Genomic DNA, 17,761 nt, shown 5'->3' with positions numbered 1-17,761 from the left:
AGAGAAGTGCATGACGCAAGTCACGGTGAAACAACTGGCCGATGAGGTCAAAACACCGGTAGAGCGCCTGTTGCAGCAGATGCGTGAGGCAGGTCTGCCGCACACCGCCGCCGATGAAGGTGTGAGCGATAGTGAGAAGCAGTCTTTGCTGACTCACTTGAAGAGCAGCCACAAGGCGAAAGTGGAAGAACCGCGCAAGATTACATTGCAGCGCAAAACCACCAGCACCCTGCGGGTTGCAGGTAGCAAGAGCATCAGCGTTGAAGTACGCAAGAAGAAAGTCTTCGTACAGCGCAGCCCGGAAGAAATCGAAGCCGAGCGCAAACGCGAGCTGGAAGAACGTCGCGCAGTAGAAAATGCTGCACGTCAGAAGGCTGAAGAAGAAGCCAAGCGTCGCGCCGAAGAAGAAGCGCGTCGCCAGCCTGCTGCTGCGCAACCTGCTGCCACTGACGCGGTCGCCGCCCCTGTTGAAGCTGTGCGTGAGGCTGCCCCGGCTGCCGCCGCACCTGCTCCTGCAGCAGACGCCCGCAAGCGCGACGAGCCTCGTCGTCCGGACAAACCACGTGCTGACGACAACAATCGTCGCGGTGGTGGTGGCGATGGCGAGCGTAAAAACGCTCCGCACCGCGCCTCGGTCAAAGAGAAAGCGCCTGCGCCACGCGTTGCCCCACGTACCACCGACGAAGAAAGCGATGGCTTCCGTCGTGGTGGTCGCGGCAAGGCCAAGCTGAAGAAGCGCAACGCCCACGGTTTCCAGAGCCCAACCGGCCCTGTCGTGCGTGAAGTGAAGATCGGCGAGACCATCACTGTGGGCGATCTGGCCCAGCAGATGTCGGTCAAGGCTGCTGAAATCATCAAGTTCATGTTCAAGCTGGGCACTCCGGCCACCATCAACCAGGTACTGGACCAGGAAACTGCCCAGTTGGTTGCTGAAGAGCTGGGCCACAAAGTGACCCTGGTCAGCGACACCGCCCTGGAAGATTCCCTGGCCGAGTCCCTGAAGTTTGAAGGTGAAGCGGTTTCCCGTGCGCCGGTCGTGACCGTAATGGGCCACGTTGACCACGGTAAGACTTCCCTGCTCGACTACATCCGTCGTGCCAAGGTTGCCGCAGGCGAAGCCGGTGGTATTACCCAGCACATCGGTGCATACCACGTTGAAACCGAACGCGGCATGGTCACCTTCCTCGACACCCCAGGTCACGCCGCGTTTACCGCAATGCGTGCCCGTGGTGCCAAGGCGACCGACATCGTGATCCTGGTGGTTGCAGCGGACGACGGCGTAATGCCGCAGACCATTGAAGCCGTCCAGCACGCCAAGGCTGCCGGTGTTCCTCTGGTCGTTGCCGTGAACAAAATCGACAAGCCGGGCGCCGATCTCGATCGCATCCGTAGCGAACTGTCGGTTCACGGCGTGACGTCCGAGGAATGGGGTGGCGAGACGCCATTCGTATCGGTCTCGGCGAAAATGGGTACCGGCGTTGACGAACTGCTCGAAGCGGTCCTGTTGCAAGCCGAAGTCCTGGAACTGACCGCTACTCCATCGGCTCCTGGCCGTGGCGTCGTGGTGGAGTCCCGTCTCGACAAGGGCCGTGGCCCGGTTGCCACCGTGCTGGTCCAAGACGGTACCCTGCGCCAAGGCGACATGGTACTGGTCGGTTCGAACTACGGCCGTGTACGTGCCATGCTCGACGAGAACGGCAAGCCAATCAAGGAAGCAGGCCCTGCTATCCCAGTCGAGATTCTCGGCCTGGACGGTACGCCGGACGCTGGCGACGAGATGAGCGTAGTGGCTGATGAGAAGAAAGCCCGTGAAGTGGCTCTGTTCCGTCAAGGCAAGTTCCGCGAGGTCAAGCTGGCCCGTGCTCACGCCGGCAAGCTGGAAAACATCTTCGAGAACATGGGCCAGGAAGAGAAGAAGACGCTTAACATCGTCCTCAAGTCTGACGTTCGTGGTTCCCTCGAAGCGTTGAACGGCGCCTTGAACGGCCTGGGTAACGACGAAGTGCAAGTGCGCGTTGTCGGTGGCGGTGTCGGTGGTATCACCGAATCCGACGCCAACCTGGCACTGGCTTCCAACGCTGTACTGTTCGGCTTCAACGTGCGTGCCGATGCTGGCGCTCGCAAGATCGTCGAGCAGGAAGGCCTGGACATGCGTTACTACAACGTCATCTACGACATCATCGAAGACGTCAAGAAGGCCCTTACCGGCATGCTTGGCAGTGACGTCCGGGAGAACATCCTGGGTATCGCCGAGGTGCGTGACGTGTTCCGCTCGCCGAAATTCGGCGCGATTGCCGGCTGTATGGTGGTTGAAGGCACTGTGTACCGTAACCGTCCAATCCGTGTACTGCGTGAAGACATCGTTATCTTCGAAGGCGAGCTGGAATCCCTGCGCCGCTTCAAGGATGACGCTGCCGAAGTACGTGCCGGCATGGAATGCGGTATCGGCGTCAAGAGCTACAACGACGTCAAGGTTGGCGACAAGATCGAAGTCTTCGAGAAGGTTCAGGTTGCTCGCAGCCTCTAACTCGCGCACTTCAGGAGCCGCGCAGCGTATGGGCATGCAGATGCCCCGTGTAGCGTCAGGACTCTAAACGCAACGCCCGGTCTGGCTTTTGTCAGGCCGGGCGTTTGCCGCTTTCAGACCCCACGGGTTTCACCGTGTGGCAGTAACAGGTAACAAGACATGGCAAAAGAATACAGCCGTACCCAGCGTATCGGCGATCAGATGCAGCGTGAGCTGGCCCAACTGATCCGCCGCGAAGTCAAAGACCCACGCGTTGGCCTGGTCACCATTACCGCTGTTGAAGTGAGCCGTGACGTGGGTCACGCCAAGATCTTCATCACCGTAATGGGGCAGGACAACAGCGAAGAAATTGCGCAAAGCATCAAGGTGCTCAACTCTGCTGCAGGTTTCCTGCGTATGCAGTTGGCCCGTGAAATGAAGCTGCGCAGCGTTCCACAGTTGCACTTCCACTACGACGAAAGCGTCGTGCGTGGCGCGCACCTGTCGGCCCTGATCGAGCGCGCCGTGGCTGAAGACAGCCAGCATCCGTCCACACCTGAAGACGCCAAGGAGTAAGCGGTGGCTCAGGTCAAACGTATTCGTCGCAACGTCAGTGGCATCATTCTGCTCGACAAACCCATTGGCTTTACCTCCAATGCCGCGTTGCAGAAGGTTCGCTGGCTGCTCAACGCCGAGAAGGCCGGGCATACCGGCAGCCTTGATCCATTGGCCACCGGTGTATTGCCGTTGTGCTTTGGCGAGGCCACCAAGTTTTCGCAATACCTGCTTGATTCCGACAAGGGTTACGAAACCCTGATGCAACTGGGCAAGACCACCACCACGGCGGATGCCGAAGGTGATGTTTTGCAGGTTCGCGACGTGACCGTTGGTCGTGCGGATATCGAAGCTGCCTTACCCGCTTTTCGTGGGCAAATCAGTCAGATACCGCCGATGTACTCGGCACTCAAGCGCGATGGCCAGCCACTTTACAAGCTGGCACGTGCGGGCGAAGTAGTGGAGCGCGAACCGCGTTCTGTTACTATTGCGCGCTTGGAATTGCTCGCTTGTGAAGGCGACACTGCCCGTTTGGCCGTGGACTGCAGCAAAGGCACCTATATCCGTACCCTGGTGGAAGATATTGGTGAAAAGCTCGGTTGCGGCGCGTACGTTGCAGAACTGCGACGCACCCAGGCCGGGCCTTTCAGCCTGGCCCAGACGGTCACGCTGGAAGAGTTGGAAGCGGTACACGCCGAGGGCGGCAATGAAGCGGTTGATCGCTTCCTCATGCCATCGGACAGCGGTTTGCTCGATTGGCCGCTGCTGCACTTCTCGGAGCACAGCGCGTTCTACTGGCTCAACGGCCAGCCGGTACGCGCCCCGGATGCCCCGAAGTTCGGCATGGTGCGAGTACAGGATCATAACGGTCGCTTTATCGGTATCGGTGAAGTGAGCGAAGACGGGCGCATCGCGCCGCGTCGGCTGATTCGGTCAGAATGACCGAACGAGTGTGGCTGTTAACAGGCATGGTCAACACTCATTTTTAGATACAGGGATTTGTCCCTGGCCTGTTGAAACTGCCCTTTGGGTGGTTTCCTGAAAAAAGGATTGCCTCATGGCTCTCGACGTTCAAGAAAAAGCACAAATCGTAGCTGACTATCAGCAAGCTGTTGGTGACACTGGTTCGCCAGAAGTGCAAGTTGCACTGCTGACCCACAACATCAACAAACTGCAAGGTCACTTCAAGGCCAACGGTAAAGACCACCACTCCCGTCGTGGTCTGATCCGCATGGTAAACCAGCGCCGTAAGCTGCTGGACTACCTGAAAGGCAAGGATCTGGGTCGTTATCAGACTCTGATCGGTCGCCTGGGTCTGCGTCGCTAATAAGCGATTGCGCTAGAGGTTGGTTGTCTGCCGCGTGTCATCGGGATTCCCGGTGGCCCGTGGTAGGCTCCCAGCCTCAAGTTTTATCTGGATACACGTTTTACCCTGGACGAGCGTCGGGCCGATTCCCGGCATTGCCCAAGAATTTCGCAAGAAGACAAGTTCCCCCAAGAGCCACAAAGAAGGTAGGACACCGTGAACCCGGTTATCAAAAAATTCCAGTTCGGTCAGTCGACCGTTACCCTCGAGACAGGCCGTATCGCCCGTCAAGCCTCCGGCGCAGTGCTGGTTACCGTTGACGACGACGTGACCGTACTGGTGACCGTTGTTGGCGCCAAGACCGCTGACCCGAGCAAGGGCTTCTTCCCTCTGTCCGTTCACTACCAGGAAAAGACTTACGCTGCCGGTAAGATCCCTGGCGGTTTCTTCAAGCGCGAAGGCCGTCCTTCCGAGAAAGAAACCCTGACTTCCCGACTGATCGACCGTCCGATCCGTCCGCTGTTCCCAGAAGGCTTCATGAACGAAGTGCAGGTTGTCTGCACCGTCGTTTCCACCAGCAAGAAGACCGATCCGGACATCGCTGCGATGATCGGTACCTCGGCTGCCCTGGCCATCTCCGGTATTCCTTTCGATGGCCCGATCGGCGCTGCCCGCGTTGCGTTCCACGAAAGCACCGGCTACCTGCTGAACCCGACTTACGAGCAACAGAAAGCCTCGAGCCTGGACATGGTCGTTGCCGGTACGTCCGAAGCCGTATTGATGGTTGAATCGGAAGCCAAAGAGCTGACCGAAGACCAGATGCTGGGTGCCGTACTGTTTGCTCACGACGAGTTCCAGGTTGTGATCAACGCGGTTAAAGAACTGGCTGCCGAAGCTGCCAAGCCGACCTGGACCTGGGCTGCTGCCCCGGAAGCCACCGAACTGCTGGGCGCTATCCGCTCCGAGTTCGGCGCTGCCATCTCCGACGCCTACACCATCACCGTCAAGGCCGACCGCTACGCTCGCCTGGGTGAGCTGAAGGACCAGGTCGTCGCCAAGCTGTCCGGCGAAGAAGGCCAGCCTTCCTCCAGCGAAGTCAAAGCTGCTTTCGGTGAGATCGAATACCGCACCGTTCGCGAAAACATCGTTAACGGCAAGCCACGTATCGACGGTCGCGACACCCGCACCGTGCGTCCGCTGAACATCGAAGTCGGCGTACTGCCGAAGACTCACGGTTCGGCGCTGTTCACCCGTGGCGAAACCCAGGCCCTGGTCGTTGCGACCCTGGGTACTGCCCGCGACGCACAACTGCTGGACACCCTGGAAGGCGAGAAAAAAGACCCCTTCATGCTGCACTACAACTTCCCTCCGTTCTCGGTGGGCGAGTGTGGTCGTATGGGCGGCGCGGGTCGTCGTGAAATCGGTCACGGCCGTCTGGCTCGTCGTTCGGTTCAGGCCATGCTGCCTGCCGCTGACGTGTTCCCGTACACCATCCGTGTTGTATCGGAAATCACCGAGTCCAACGGTTCCAGCTCCATGGCTTCGGTCTGCGGTGCTTCCCTGGCGCTGATGGACGCCGGTGTGCCAATGAAGGCACCGGTTGCCGGTATCGCCATGGGCCTGGTTAAAGAAGGCGAGAAGTTCGCCATCCTGACCGACATCCTGGGTGACGAAGACCACCTGGGCGACATGGACTTCAAAGTAGCCGGTACCGCCAAAGGTGTGACCGCGCTGCAGATGGACATCAAGATCAAGGGCATCACCGAAGAAATCATGGAAATCGCCCTGGGCCAAGCCCTGGAAGCGCGCCTGAACATCCTCGGCCAGATGAACCAGATCATTGGTCAGTCCCGCACTGAACTGTCGGAAAATGCTCCGACCATGATCGCGATGAAAATCGACACCGACAAAATCCGTGATGTCATCGGTAAAGGCGGCGCGACCATCCGTGCGATCTGTGAAGAAACCAAGGCTTCGATCGACATCGAAGACGACGGTTCGATCAAGATCTTCGGCGAAACCAAGGAAGCGGCTGAAGCAGCACGCCAGCGCGTACTGGGTATCACTGCTGAGGCCGAGATCGGCAAGATCTACGTCGGCAAGGTTGAGCGCATCGTCGACTTCGGCGCGTTCGTCAACATCCTCCCGGGCAAAGACGGTCTGGTTCACATCTCCATGCTGAGCGATGCTCGCGTTGAGAAAGTGACCGACATTCTGAAAGAAGGCCAGGAAGTGGAAGTGCTGGTACTGGACGTGGACAACCGCGGCCGTATCAAGCTGTCCATCAAGGACGTAGCAGCAGCCAAGGCTTCGGGCGTTTAATCACCCGCAGGCTTCACGCTGAAAAAAGGACTCCTCGGAGTCCTTTTTTTATGGGCGCGAGAAAATGAAGCAGAATCAGCTGTTTAGCGCCGCCCAAAAGCCGCAACTTGCATGCAGGCACGATGAGCTTCATGCAAGTTGCACGATTTCGAAAATTTGTGCTTTTCATAAGTCATTGTTTAATAAGGGATTTAATCTGTTCAGCGAGTTGGCACACTGCCTGCAATATCCCTGGTAGCGCTGCAGCATGAAGGTTTACGCCTGCAGACTTTTAATAAAACAGGAGTTACTCGTATGAAGAAGTTCGCTCTCGCTACTGCTACCGCTCTGACCCTGGCCATGGGTGCTAACGTAGCCTTTGCTCAGACTTCCCAAGCCCCTATGACTTTGGCGGCCGGTGAAGCGACCAAGGCTAAGGAAGGCGTTTCGGATACTTGGATCACCACTAAAGTCAAAGCTGACCTGCTGACCGAAAAAGGCATTCCAGGTTCGGACATCAAGGTTGAGACCAACAAAGGTGTGGTTTCCCTGTCCTCCGACGTAGCAGTCTCGGATTCGCAGAAAGCTACTGCTGTAGCCATCACCAAGAAAATCAAAGGTGTGACTGCGGTTTCTGCTGACGGCCTGCTGGCTGGCGGTGCTACCAAAGCTGACGGCATCGACAAAACCAAAGGCGCTGCCCACGACGCTAAAGAGACTACCAGCGATACCTGGATCACTACCAAAGTGAAGGCTGACCTGGTCACTGAAAAAGGCATTCCTGGCACCGACATCAAGGTTGAAACCAACAAAGGTGTTGTATCCCTGTCGTCGCCTACCGCTGTGACCGCTTCGCAGAAAGAAACGGCTGTAGCGATTACCAAGAAGATCAAAGGCGTTAAAGCTGTCTCGGCCGATGGCCTGAAAGCAGAGTAACGTTGACGTTTCGTCTGGACTGAATAGCGGCGGCTTAGGGTGAGTTAGATATCCACCTGACGCACCTCTGGAGTTCATGCGACCGACCACACGGATGTGGTCATTACAGGCCCCGGCACTTGTGTCGGGGCCTGTTCTATTTCAGGCTGAAACAGAATGATCAGGTCAAAAAAATGTGGGAGCTGGCTTGCCTGCGATGCTGGCACCTCGGTCATTCAGTTGCACCGAGGTGATGCTATCGCAGGCAAGCCAGCTCCCACATTAGGATGGGTAGTGCTTAGAAGTTACTCAGCATCCAGATGCATTGGAGTGATCACCCGGCCATCCTTCTCGGCCTGCCCCAGCTGCGCATCGATGAAGTACACGCGGTCATCTTCCAACTGGCCCTTGTCTACCAGGTAATCCTTGATCGTGCTGGCTCGGTCCTGCCCCAACTGGCGCAGTAGCACGTCACTGCCACTCCAGAACTTGATCACACCGTCCTTGAGCTTCGCCGAGCGCTCATCGCTGCCCAGGTCTTTCCATTCGGCCGGGGGTTGCTGTTTGAGGCGGGTGCGGTAGATGCCTTCCAGCAATGGTGCTTTTTCCTTCTCTGGCACTTCAAGCAGGGAGGCTTGGGCCGGGACCTTGTCGCCACGGCGCTGGAGGATCTTGTAGTAGTTATATTGGTATTCACGCTCCAGTCGCTGTGCGGCCAGGAACGGCCCGTCGCTGCTGGCAGCGGCGGTGCCTTCAATTTCCAGGCGCAGGGCAGGGCGTTCTTTCAGCGCCTTGGCCAGGGTGTTCAGAGCGCCTTCGGCGTCTTTGTTCAGCTCACTGGAGCCTGCGGCGAACGACACATTGCCCAGGTCTTCAGAGCCACCACCGGTGACCAGCCCGCCAATGAACTTGAAGGGCGCGGTTGCCGCGCGTACCACGAGGTTGCGCAGGGTCTGCCACACAATCGGCATCACGCTGAATTGCGGGTTGTTCAGGTCGCCGCTTACTGGCAGTTCGATGGAGATCTTGCCGTCGGAGTCCTTGAGCAGGGCGACAGCCAGGCGAATCGGTAAGTCCACGGCATCGGAGCTGTCGACTTTTTCACCCAACTGCAGTTGCTCGACCACCACTTTGTTTTCAGCCTTCAACTGGCCTTTGGTGATCACGTAGTGCAGATCGAGATTCAGGCGACCCTTGCGGATGCGGAAGCCTGCGAATTTACCTGAGTAAGGTGTCAGGTTGGTCAGCTCGACACGCTTGAAGCTGGTGGCGATGTCCAGCGCGGCCATCGGGTCAAACGGGTTCACGCTGCCTTTGATCGTCACTGGCGCGTAACGGTCCACCTTGCCCTTGATATCGACGCTGGCCGGTTTGGCCTGGCGACTGTCGATGGTGCCAATCTGGCCGTTGAGCTGTTGAATCGCGGTGGCAAAGTTGGGCGTGAGGCTAAAGTCAGCAAAGTTGGCCGAACCGTCGTTGATCGCGATCTGCCCGATATGAATGCCCAGGGGTTTGTCGTTACTGGCGGAAGGTTTGGCGGCCGACTTGCTGCCACTGTCGGCCGGCTGCGGAATCAGCAGGTCGTCGATGTTGGTGGTGCGATCTTCGTTGATCATGAAGCGCGCATACGGCTGCAACAGGTTGACCTTGTCGATCGACAGGCTTTGGCCGTGCTGGTAGTTCACGCCCTCTAGCACCAGGCGCTGCCACTTGAGGAAGTCGCGGGTCTTCAGGGTGTCCAGGGTATGCAACTGGTCAACCTGGGCGCGGCCGGTGACCTGGAGGGCCAGTGGCTCGGTGCTTTTGAGGTTTACGTCCAGGTTGCTGCCGAGCATGCCGCTGCGCAATTCCAGGCGAATAAACGGGCTGATATAGGCCTGGGCGACCCGCAGGTCGATGTCCTGGGTGTTCACTTTCAGCTTGGCACTGACCGGGTTGAGGTTAACCTCGCCGGTTGCCTGGATCTTGCCTTGCTTACCCAGGCCGGTGTCGACCTTCAAGGCGAAGGGGCTCTGGTTGAGGCTGTCGAAGTTCTGTACGTCGACATTCAACGGGCCCAGTTCCAGCGCGACCGCAGGTTTAGCCTGGCGGTCGGCCAGGTGCACCTGATAGTTACGCAGTTGCACATCCTTGAGCAGCACTTGCCACGGTTTGCTCGGGGCCGCCGGTTGCGCCGACGGCGCGTCGGCAGTGGTTGGTTCCGGTGCCTTGGCCGGTTTGCTCGGTTGGCTGGCGAACAGCTTCTGCCAGTCCAATTGACCATCGGCCTCACGGGCGGCCCAGGTTTCCAGCTTGTTGCTGCGGATCTTGCCGATAATGACCTGCTGCTTGGCCAGGTCTACCGTGGTTTCGCTGACGTCCAGGCGTTCCAGGCGTGCCAGTGGCCGGCCATCGGGGGCCTTTATAGCAAAGGGGGCGATGCTGGCGGCGGTGTTGGTCAGGTTCAGCTCGGTTTCTTTGGCCAGGCTGAATTTGTAGTCAGTGCTGAAGTTGAGCACCCCGTCTTCCAGCACCAGTGGCAGGGCGTCACGTACATACGGCCACCAGGCTTTCATTTTGCCGTCGGTCACCTTCAAGGTGCCTTCGGAGGTGATCGGTACCAGACTGAAGTTGCCTTTCCAGTCGATTTGCCCACCTTCGGGGCCGGCGGCGACCAGGGTCATGTCGGCATTGTCGTCGGGCAAAGTGCTAAGGTTTTTCAGCTCGAAGTCGAGTTCGTCGTAGAGGAATTCGATGGGCTCGCTGGGGCGCAGGTCCTGGAAATGCAGGTTACCACCGGCCAGCTTGATGCTGTCGATACGCAGTGGGAACGGCTTGGCATCAGGATCGGCCGGGGTTGGCTCGCTCGGCGGCAGTTTGAACAACTGCGCCAGGTTCAGTTGGCCGGACTTGTCGAACAGCAGTTCGGTCTTGGGCTTGTCCAGTTGCACATCAGCCAGGTGCAGGGCGCGGGTCCAGAGGCTGTCGATCTGCAGGTTGGCGTAGAGGCGTTCGAAACCTACTTGCTCTTTGCCTGGCTCACCGATCTTCAGGCCCCACAGCGTCAGTTCCAGGCTGAAGGGGTTGAGCTCGATGCGCTCGATTCGCGACGGCACCGTGGCGTAATTGGCCAACTGTTGGTTGGCAATGCGAAGGGCGATGCCGGGTAATATCAGAAAGCCCAGCAAGCTGTACAAAGCAAGGGCGGTCAACAAGGCGCCTACGGCGCGGATCAATCCTTTGGGCATGGGTGAACGCCATCTATGTCGAACGAGAGTGCCTTGGAGTATGGCACGGGAATTCGGTTCCGAAGAACCGTGGGCGCTGGGAAACTTCCTACAAATGCAGGATCAGGGTCTTCAACGGGGGCTGTTGATCCCTGGAAGGAAAGTCGGCCCCAGGTGTCATCACGTGCCACTCGCGTACCGGGCGCCCGGCTTTTTCCGCGCAGCGCAGCACCTGCTCACGCCAGTCCTCCATGCTGACTTTTGCCAGGTTGTTGCAGCAAATCAGTACGCCATTATCGGCGGTGGCCAGCAGTGCGGGTTTGAGCAGGCTTTGATAGTCGCGCAACAAATCGACGGTGCCGAAAGCGCTCTTGGCCCAGGCGGGAGGATCGAGCAGTACCAGGTCGTACTGGCGCTGTTCCAGGCGCGGATAGCTCGGCAGCTTCTGCCCGCGACGCTGGGTGATCGGCAGGCCCGCCAGTTGGCGAATCGCCGGGAAGTAATCGGACTGTACAAACTCCATGCTAGGCAACTGCGGGTTGAGCTGGCCGTTTTCACGCCCCACCGCCAGGTTGCCCTCGGCAAAATCCAGGTTGCACACTTCCCGTGCGCCCCCCGCCGCTGCGCTCAAACCTACCCCACAGGTGTAGGCGAACAGGTTCAGCACGCTTTTGCCGGCGCTGTGGTCCTTGACCCAGCCCCGGGTGTTGCGCAGGTCGAGGAACAGCAGCGGGTCTTGCCCGGCGTGGCGCCCACGCACACGGTAATTGAGGCCCCACTCGTGGCCGACCAGGTCTTCCAATGCGCCAGGCTCGGCGCGGTACACCGTGTCTTCGCGGTCGATGCGCGAGTTGCCGCGGGCACGGTCGTTGTACACCAGCAACAATTCCAGGCCCATGTATTGGTTGATCAGTTGGTGTAAGTCCAGCAGGTCTGCGGTTTCCAGGGACTGGTGGAAGCTTTGTACCAGCAATTGCGGGCCGTAGCGGTCGATGGTCAAGCCCCCGGCGCCTTCCTGGCTGCCGTGAAAAAGCCGATAGCAGTCCGTACCCTGGGCGTGCAGCGTGTTGATCAGGTCTTGGCGGTGATCGAGGGCGGCGCGCAGCGCCTGATTCAAGGGAGTCATGGAGCGCGCCTTGCTGGTAGATGAATAAGAAAAAGGGGGCGCGAAGTTTAACAGCTAACCCCGGCCTGCACAGGCCGGGGATAATCCTGGCGCTATCGGTTGAGGCGTTTGTCGATCAAACCGTCCACCACGCTGGGGTCGGCCAGGGTCGAAGTGTCGCCCAGGCTGTCCAGTTCGTTACAGGCGATCTTGCGCAAGATGCGTCGCATGATCTTGCCGGAGCGGGTTTTCGGCAGGGCAGGGGCCCATTGGATCAATTCCGGTTTGGCGAAGCTGCCAATCTCCTTGCTGACCAACTCCAGCAGGTGCTTTTTCAACGCGTCGCTGGGTTCGACGCCATTCATGGGGGTGACAAAGGCGTAGATGCCCTGGCCTTTGACGTCGTGGGGGTAGCCCACCACGGCGGCTTCGGCGACCTGATCATGCAGCACCAGCGCACTTTCCACCTCTGCGGTGCCGATGCGATGGCCGGACACGTTGATCACATCGTCGATCCGCCCGGTGATCCAGTAGTCGCCGTCTTCATCGCGCCGTGCGCCATCCCCGGTGAAGTAGTAGCCGGGGTAGGGCTTGAAGTAGGTGTCGATCATGCGCTGCGGGTCGCCGTAGACGCTGCGAATCTGCCCCGGCCAGCTTGATTTGATGGCGAGTACACCGCTGCCGGCGCCGCTGATTTCCTTGCCTTGTTCATCAAGCAACACCGGTTGTACGCCGAACATGGGCTGTGTCGCGCAGCCCGGTTTGATGCGCTGGGCGCTGACCAGCGGGCTGAGCATGATGCCGCCGGTTTCGGTCTGCCACCAGGTATCAACAATCGGGCAGCGCTGTTCGCCGACGGCGTTGAAATACCAGTCCCAGGCTTCCGGGTTGATCGGCTCACCTACGCTGCCCAGCAGGCGCAGGCTGGCGCGCGATGTACTCTGCAGCGGGCCGTGGCCTTCGCGCATCAGGGCGCGCAGGGCGGTGGGCGCTGTGTAGAAGATATTCACCTTGTGTTTATCGATGACCTGCCAGAAGCGCGAACTGTCCGGATAACTCGGCACGCCTTCGAACATCAGCGAGGTGGCGCCATTGGCCAGCGGGCCATAAACGATATAGCTGTGGCCGGTGACCCAGCCCACGTCGGCGGTGCACCAGAACACTTCGCCTTCTTGGTAATCGAGCACGTACTTGAAGGTCATCGCCGCTTGCAGCAGGTAGCCAGCGGTGGTGTGCAACACGCCTTTGGGTTTGCCGGTGCTGCCGGAGGTATACAGGATAAACAGCGGGTCTTCGGCGTCCATCGGCTCGGGTGGGCAGTTGTCGCTGGCGGCGTCCAGGGCGGCTTGGTATTTGAGGTCGCGGCCCTCGTGCCAATTCACGCCCGCCCCGGTGCGCTCCACCACCAGTACCGTGCTGACATTCGGGCAACTGGCCAGGGCCTTGTCGACGTTCTGTTTCAGCGCCACGGGCTTGCCACCGCGTATGCCTTCGTCGGCGGTGATCACGGTGCGGCAATCGGCGTCGAGGATGCGGTCGCGCAGGGCGTCAGGAGAGAAACCACCAAACACCACCGAGTGCACTGCGCCAATTCGCGTGCAGGCCAGCATGGCGTACGCCGCCTCGGGGATCATCGGCATATAGATGCACACGCGATCACCTTTGTTCACGCCACGGCTTTTCAACACATTGGCCAGGCGGCTGACGTTTTGGTGCAGTTGACGGTAAGTAATCGTGCAGGATGTTGACGGGTCATCGCCTTCCCAGATGAAAGCCGGCTGATCGGCGCGTTGCGCCAGATGGCGGTCGATGCAGTTGTAGCTGACGTTCAACTGGCCACCGGCAAACCATTGGGCGGCACCGGTGTGGATGTCTGACTGCTGGACGCTGTGCCAGGGTTTTATCCAGTCGAGAAAGCCCTTGGCCTGTTCGGCCCAGAAGGTGTCTGGCTGGTCGATGGATTGGCGATAGAGGCGCTGGTAGTCCTCTTGACTGAGCTGCGCAGCCCGGCGGACGGCATCGGCGGTGGGAAAGGTGCTGATATCGAACATGAGCGCTCCTTATTCTTGTTTTTGCGACAAGTCATAAAGATGCACCCTGGGGCGGGAGGGTTCAAGGCCAACGTCCAAACGGACGTTGGCCTTGAATGAACGGCTTCAGCCGCGGTGGCGACCCCGGAAGTAGTTGATCAGGCCCTGGGTCGAAGCATCTTCGGCCAAGGTTTCTTCGGCGCCGGTCAGGCGGTTGTACACGCCTTTGCCCAGCTCCTTGCCCAGTTCAACGCCCCATTGGTCGAAGGCATTGATGCCCCACACCACGCTCTGCACGAACACCTTGTGCTCATACATCGCCACCAGCGCACCCAGGCGGCGTGGGCTGATGCGCTCGACCACCAGGGTGTTGCTCGGACGGTTGCCCGGGATCACCTTGTGCGGTGCCAGCTTCTGTACTTCGGCTTCCGGCAAGCCCTTCTCACGCAGCTCGGCTTCGGCCTCGCTGCGGGTCTTACCGAGCATCAGCGCCTGGCTCTGGGACAGGCAGTTGGCGTACAGCCACTGATGGTGGTCGGACACAGGGTTGAAACTGACGATCGGCACGATGAAGTCGGCCGGGATCAATTGAGTCCCTTGGTGCAGCAACTGGTGGTAAGCGTGCTGGCCGTTGCAGCCTACGCCGCCCCAGATCACCGGGCCGGTATCGGTGGACACTGGCGTACCGTCCTGGCGCACGCTCTTGCCATTGGATTCCATGTCCAACTGCTGCAAATGCTTGGTGATGTTACGCAGGTAATGGTCGTACGGCAGGATCGCATGGCTCTGCGCACCCCAGAAGTTGCCGTACCACACCCCCAGCAAGCCCAGCAGCACGGGCATGTTGGCTTCGAACGGCGCGTTCAGGAAGTGCTGGTCCATGGTGTAGGCACCCGACAGCAGTTCCTTGAAGTTGGACATGCCGATAGCCAGGGCAATTGGCAAGCCGATGGCAGACCACAGCGAGTAGCGCCCACCGACCCAGTCCCACATGGGGAAGATGTTTTCTTCGCGGATACCGAAGGCCACGGCTGCGGCATTGTTGCTCGAGACGGCGATGAAGTGGCGATACAGTTCGGCTTCCGAGCCTCCCTGGGCCAGGTACCAGGCGCGGGCGGCCTGGGCGTTTTTCAGGGTTTCCAGGGTGTTGAAGGATTTGGACGAGACGATAAACAGCGTGGTCTCGGCGCGCAGCTTCATGGTCAGTTCGTGGAACTCGCTGCCGTCGATGTTCGCCAGGTAGTGGCAACGCACACCTTTATGGGCGTAGGACAGCAAGGCCTCCGAGACCAATTCCGGGCCGAGGAACGAGCCACCGATGCCGATGTTCACCACGTCGGTGATCGGCTTCTCGGTGTAGCCACGCCACAGGCCGTCGTGGATACGGCCGACCAGGTCAGTGATCTGATTCAGCACCTTGTGCACGTCCGGCATGATGTTCACGCCGTTGACCGACAGCTTATCGCCCACCGGGCGGCGCAGGGCGGTGTGCAGGGCAGGGCGGCCCTCAGAGGAGTTGACCGGTTCGCCAGCGTACTGCGCGTCGATCGCCGCCTTGAGATTGACTTCCTTGGCCAGGCCCACCAACAGGTCGCGGGTTTCGCTGGTGATCAGGTTTTTCGAGTAATCGAGGAAAAGTCCGCAGCTGCTCAAGGTGAACTGGGAAAAACGCTGAGGATCGGCATTGAACGCCTCGCGCATGCTGAAATCCTGCATGGCTTGGCGATGTTGAACAAGCGCTTGCCAGGCGGGCAGCGCGGTAACGTCATGAGGGGTGCGGTAGTACGCCATCGCTGCGGGTTTCCTTTTATTACGGGGACTGCCTTTAGGACACTTCAAAGCCCGGAACATCCAGTCTTATAACAAGGATTGGGTTCCAGACAGCGCTAACCATAGCGCAGGGCAGTTACATTAAACCTAGCGTGTGGATATGTCTTGGCTTTGTCTGCGCTGTGGCCGGTACTTTTTTATACCGGCACAGCCGTCGGGGCAACAGGTTGAGGTAAAGCGGGGGTCAGGCGAGGTTCAGGTGCAGGTTATCGATGAGGCGTGTTGCCCCCAGATAGGCGGCGACCAGAATCACCACATCACGATCTTCAGCCGTGGCCGGGCGCAGATGTACGCCTTGGCGCACTTCCAGGTAGTCCATGCGCAGCCCTGCGGCTTCAATCTGCTGAATGTGCTCGGCGCGAAGCCTGGCAAAATCATGATCGCCGCCCTGGATGGCCGTGGCGATCTGGCTGAGCGCGCGGTACAGCACTGGTGCGACCGCACGTTGCTCCTCGGTGAGGTAACCGTTGCGTGATGACAGCGCGAGGCCGTCCTCGGCGCGCACGGTAGGCTCGCCGATGATCTGGATCGGCATGTTCAGGTCGCGGACCATGGCGCGGATCACCGCCAACTGCTGGTAGTCCTTCTGGCCGAATACGGCCATGTCCGGCTGGACCATGTTGAACAGCTTGCTGACCACCGTGGCCACGCCTTCGAAGTGCCCTGGGCGGCTGGCGCCGCACAAGCCTTCGGACAGCTGTGGCACGCTGACTCGGGTCTGGCCGTTCATGCCATCGGGGTACATTTCCTCGACCGTGGGCGCAAACAGCAGGTTGCAGCCCGCCTGCAGGAGTTTTTCCTGATCGGCGGCCAACGTGCGCGGGTATTTGTCCAGGTCTTCGCCCGCGCCGAATTGCAGCGGGTTGACGAAAATGCTCGCCACTACGAAATCCGCTTGCTGCGCGGCCTTGGTCACCAGGGTGGCGTGGCCGCTGTGCAGGTTACCCATGGTGGGCACAAAGCCGATGCGTTTGCCGGCGCTGCGGGCGTGGGTTACGGCAGCCCGCAGTTCGCGGACGGTTTTAACGGTGTTCATGCCGAGAACCCGTGTTCAATACCTGGGAAAGTTACATTCTTGACTTCGCTGACGTAGGCGCTCAGGGCCGCGTGGATGCTGTCCTGGCCGGCCATGAAGTTCTTCACGAACTTCGGTACGTGGCCGGTGATCGACAGGCCGAGCATGTCGTGCAATACCAGCACTTGGCCATCGGTGGCGGAACCTGCGCCAATCCCGATCACGGGCACTTTGACGGCCTGGGTGATTTCGGCGGCCAGTTCGCTCGGCACGCACTCCAGCAGAATCATCGCAGCACCGGCTTGTTCCAGTGCAATAGCATCGGCGCGCATCTGGCGGGCCTGGGCTTCATTGCGGCCCTGGACCTTGTAACCACCGAGGATATTGACCGACTGCGGTGTCAGGCCCATGTGCGCGCACACTGGCACGCCGCGCTCGGCCAGCAACCGGATCGACTCGGCCAGCCACACGGCACCTTCGACTTTGATCATATGCGCGCCCGCCTGCATCAGCTTGCCGGCGTTCAGGAAGGTTTGCTCAAGGGTGGCGTAACCCATGAACGGCAGGTCCGCGATGATCAAGGCGCCATCATTGCCACGCTTGACGCTGGCGGTGTGGTAGGCGAGCTCATCGGTGGTCACGGGCAGCGTGCTGTCATTCCCTTGAAGAACCATGCCCAGGGAGTCGCCCACCAGCAGCACTTCGACGCCAGCCTGGCAGCTGGCGTGCGCGAAGGTGGCGTCATAGCAGGTCAGCATGGTGATTTTTTCACCTTTGAGCTTGAGGCTCTGCAAGGTGGTCAGGGTAATGTCTGGCATGAAAGGGTCCTCGTTCAGGCGCTTGGAAACAGCGAGTAACGCGCGTGAGTCTTCGTTTATACAGGCGCACTGTCTTGAAAGCAGTGCTTATAAGGCCTGGATTGCGCCCTGTCGCGCCGGGTTGGCGGCAGCGGGACGCCTATAGTCGTGAGGAGGACACGGGAAGTCAATTGG

Annotated in this window: 12 protein-coding genes; 6 read left to right on the top strand and 6 right to left on the bottom strand. The window is 59.5% G+C overall.

Annotated elements, in window-relative coordinates:
• The first annotated feature begins 10 nt into the window (after positions 1–10).
• From infB to AB9N64_RS13250, 6 genes are all read left to right on the top strand, one after another.
• The gene (gene infB, locus AB9N64_RS13275; RefSeq protein ID WP_003194185.1) at positions 11–2,527 is read left to right on the top strand and encodes a translation initiation factor IF-2; all 2,517 of its coding nucleotides are present in this window, start codon (positions 11–13) and stop codon (positions 2,525–2,527) included.
• 159 nt (positions 2,528–2,686) lie between these two features.
• Positions 2,687–3,082 carry a 30S ribosome-binding factor RbfA gene (rbfA, locus tag AB9N64_RS13270; protein ID WP_003176137.1) on the top strand — a complete coding sequence of 132 codons (396 nt, stop codon included), beginning with the start codon at positions 2,687–2,689 and terminating at the stop codon, positions 3,080–3,082.
• Positions 3,083–3,085: 3 nt separating this feature from the next.
• Positions 3,086–4,003 (top strand): tRNA pseudouridine(55) synthase TruB, encoded by a 918-nt coding sequence (gene truB / locus AB9N64_RS13265; RefSeq protein WP_014719950.1) that lies wholly within the window; start codon positions 3,086–3,088, stop codon positions 4,001–4,003.
• A 115-nt stretch (positions 4,004–4,118) separates the two neighbouring features.
• Positions 4,119–4,388, top strand: a complete 270-nt coding sequence (gene rpsO, locus AB9N64_RS13260) for a 30S ribosomal protein S15 (RefSeq protein ID WP_003177875.1) — start codon at positions 4,119–4,121, stop codon at positions 4,386–4,388.
• Positions 4,389–4,583: 195 nt separating this feature from the next.
• Positions 4,584–6,689, top strand: coding sequence for a polyribonucleotide nucleotidyltransferase (gene pnp, locus AB9N64_RS13255; protein ID WP_003194180.1), 2,106 nt, complete (start codon positions 4,584–4,586; stop codon positions 6,687–6,689).
• 294 nt (positions 6,690–6,983) lie between these two features.
• Complete coding sequence (locus AB9N64_RS13250; RefSeq protein WP_371360347.1) at positions 6,984–7,604, top strand: BON domain-containing protein; 621 nt, start codon at positions 6,984–6,986, stop codon at positions 7,602–7,604.
• 284 nt (positions 7,605–7,888) lie between these two features.
• Here the strand turns inward: AB9N64_RS13250 and AB9N64_RS13245 are convergent, their stop codons facing one another.
• The 6 genes from AB9N64_RS13245 to panB all read right to left on the bottom strand — a co-directional run bounded on the left by AB9N64_RS13245 (position 7,889) and on the right by panB (position 17,587).
• Positions 7,889–10,810 (bottom strand): DUF748 domain-containing protein, encoded by a 2,922-nt coding sequence (locus AB9N64_RS13245; protein WP_371360346.1) that lies wholly within the window; start codon positions 10,808–10,810, stop codon positions 7,889–7,891.
• 88 nt (positions 10,811–10,898) lie between these two features.
• A complete protein-coding gene (locus AB9N64_RS13240) occupies positions 10,899–11,915 on the bottom strand; it encodes a class I SAM-dependent rRNA methyltransferase (RefSeq protein WP_198833218.1) in 1,017 nt (338 codons plus the stop codon).
• Positions 11,916–12,007: 92 nt separating this feature from the next.
• Entirely contained in the window at positions 12,008–13,945 is a 1,938-nt protein-coding gene (gene acs, locus AB9N64_RS13235) for an acetate--CoA ligase (protein WP_038451495.1), read from the bottom strand.
• A gap of 105 nt (positions 13,946–14,050) precedes the next feature.
• Positions 14,051–15,715 (bottom strand): glucose-6-phosphate isomerase, encoded by a 1,665-nt coding sequence (gene pgi, locus AB9N64_RS13230; protein ID WP_003194166.1) that lies wholly within the window; start codon positions 15,713–15,715, stop codon positions 14,051–14,053.
• 223 nt (positions 15,716–15,938) lie between these two features.
• On the bottom strand, positions 15,939–16,790 hold the full coding sequence (panC, locus tag AB9N64_RS13225; RefSeq protein WP_014719945.1) for a pantoate--beta-alanine ligase: 852 nt from the start codon (positions 16,788–16,790) through the stop codon (positions 15,939–15,941).
• The gene (gene panB, locus AB9N64_RS13220; protein ID WP_014719944.1) at positions 16,787–17,587 is read right to left on the bottom strand and encodes a 3-methyl-2-oxobutanoate hydroxymethyltransferase; all 801 of its coding nucleotides are present in this window, start codon (positions 17,585–17,587) and stop codon (positions 16,787–16,789) included. The genes panC and panB overlap by 4 nt, the downstream gene beginning before the upstream one ends.
• Positions 17,588–17,761: the final 174 nt, after the last annotated feature.

This window comes from Pseudomonas sp. KT_2_4, from assembly GCF_041410225.1.
In the GTDB taxonomy this organism is placed as follows: domain Bacteria; phylum Pseudomonadota; class Gammaproteobacteria; order Pseudomonadales; family Pseudomonadaceae; genus Aquipseudomonas; species Aquipseudomonas paracarnis.
Note: the sequence above shows the minus strand (reverse complement) of the source record. Positions and strands in the feature narration are given on the sequence as shown.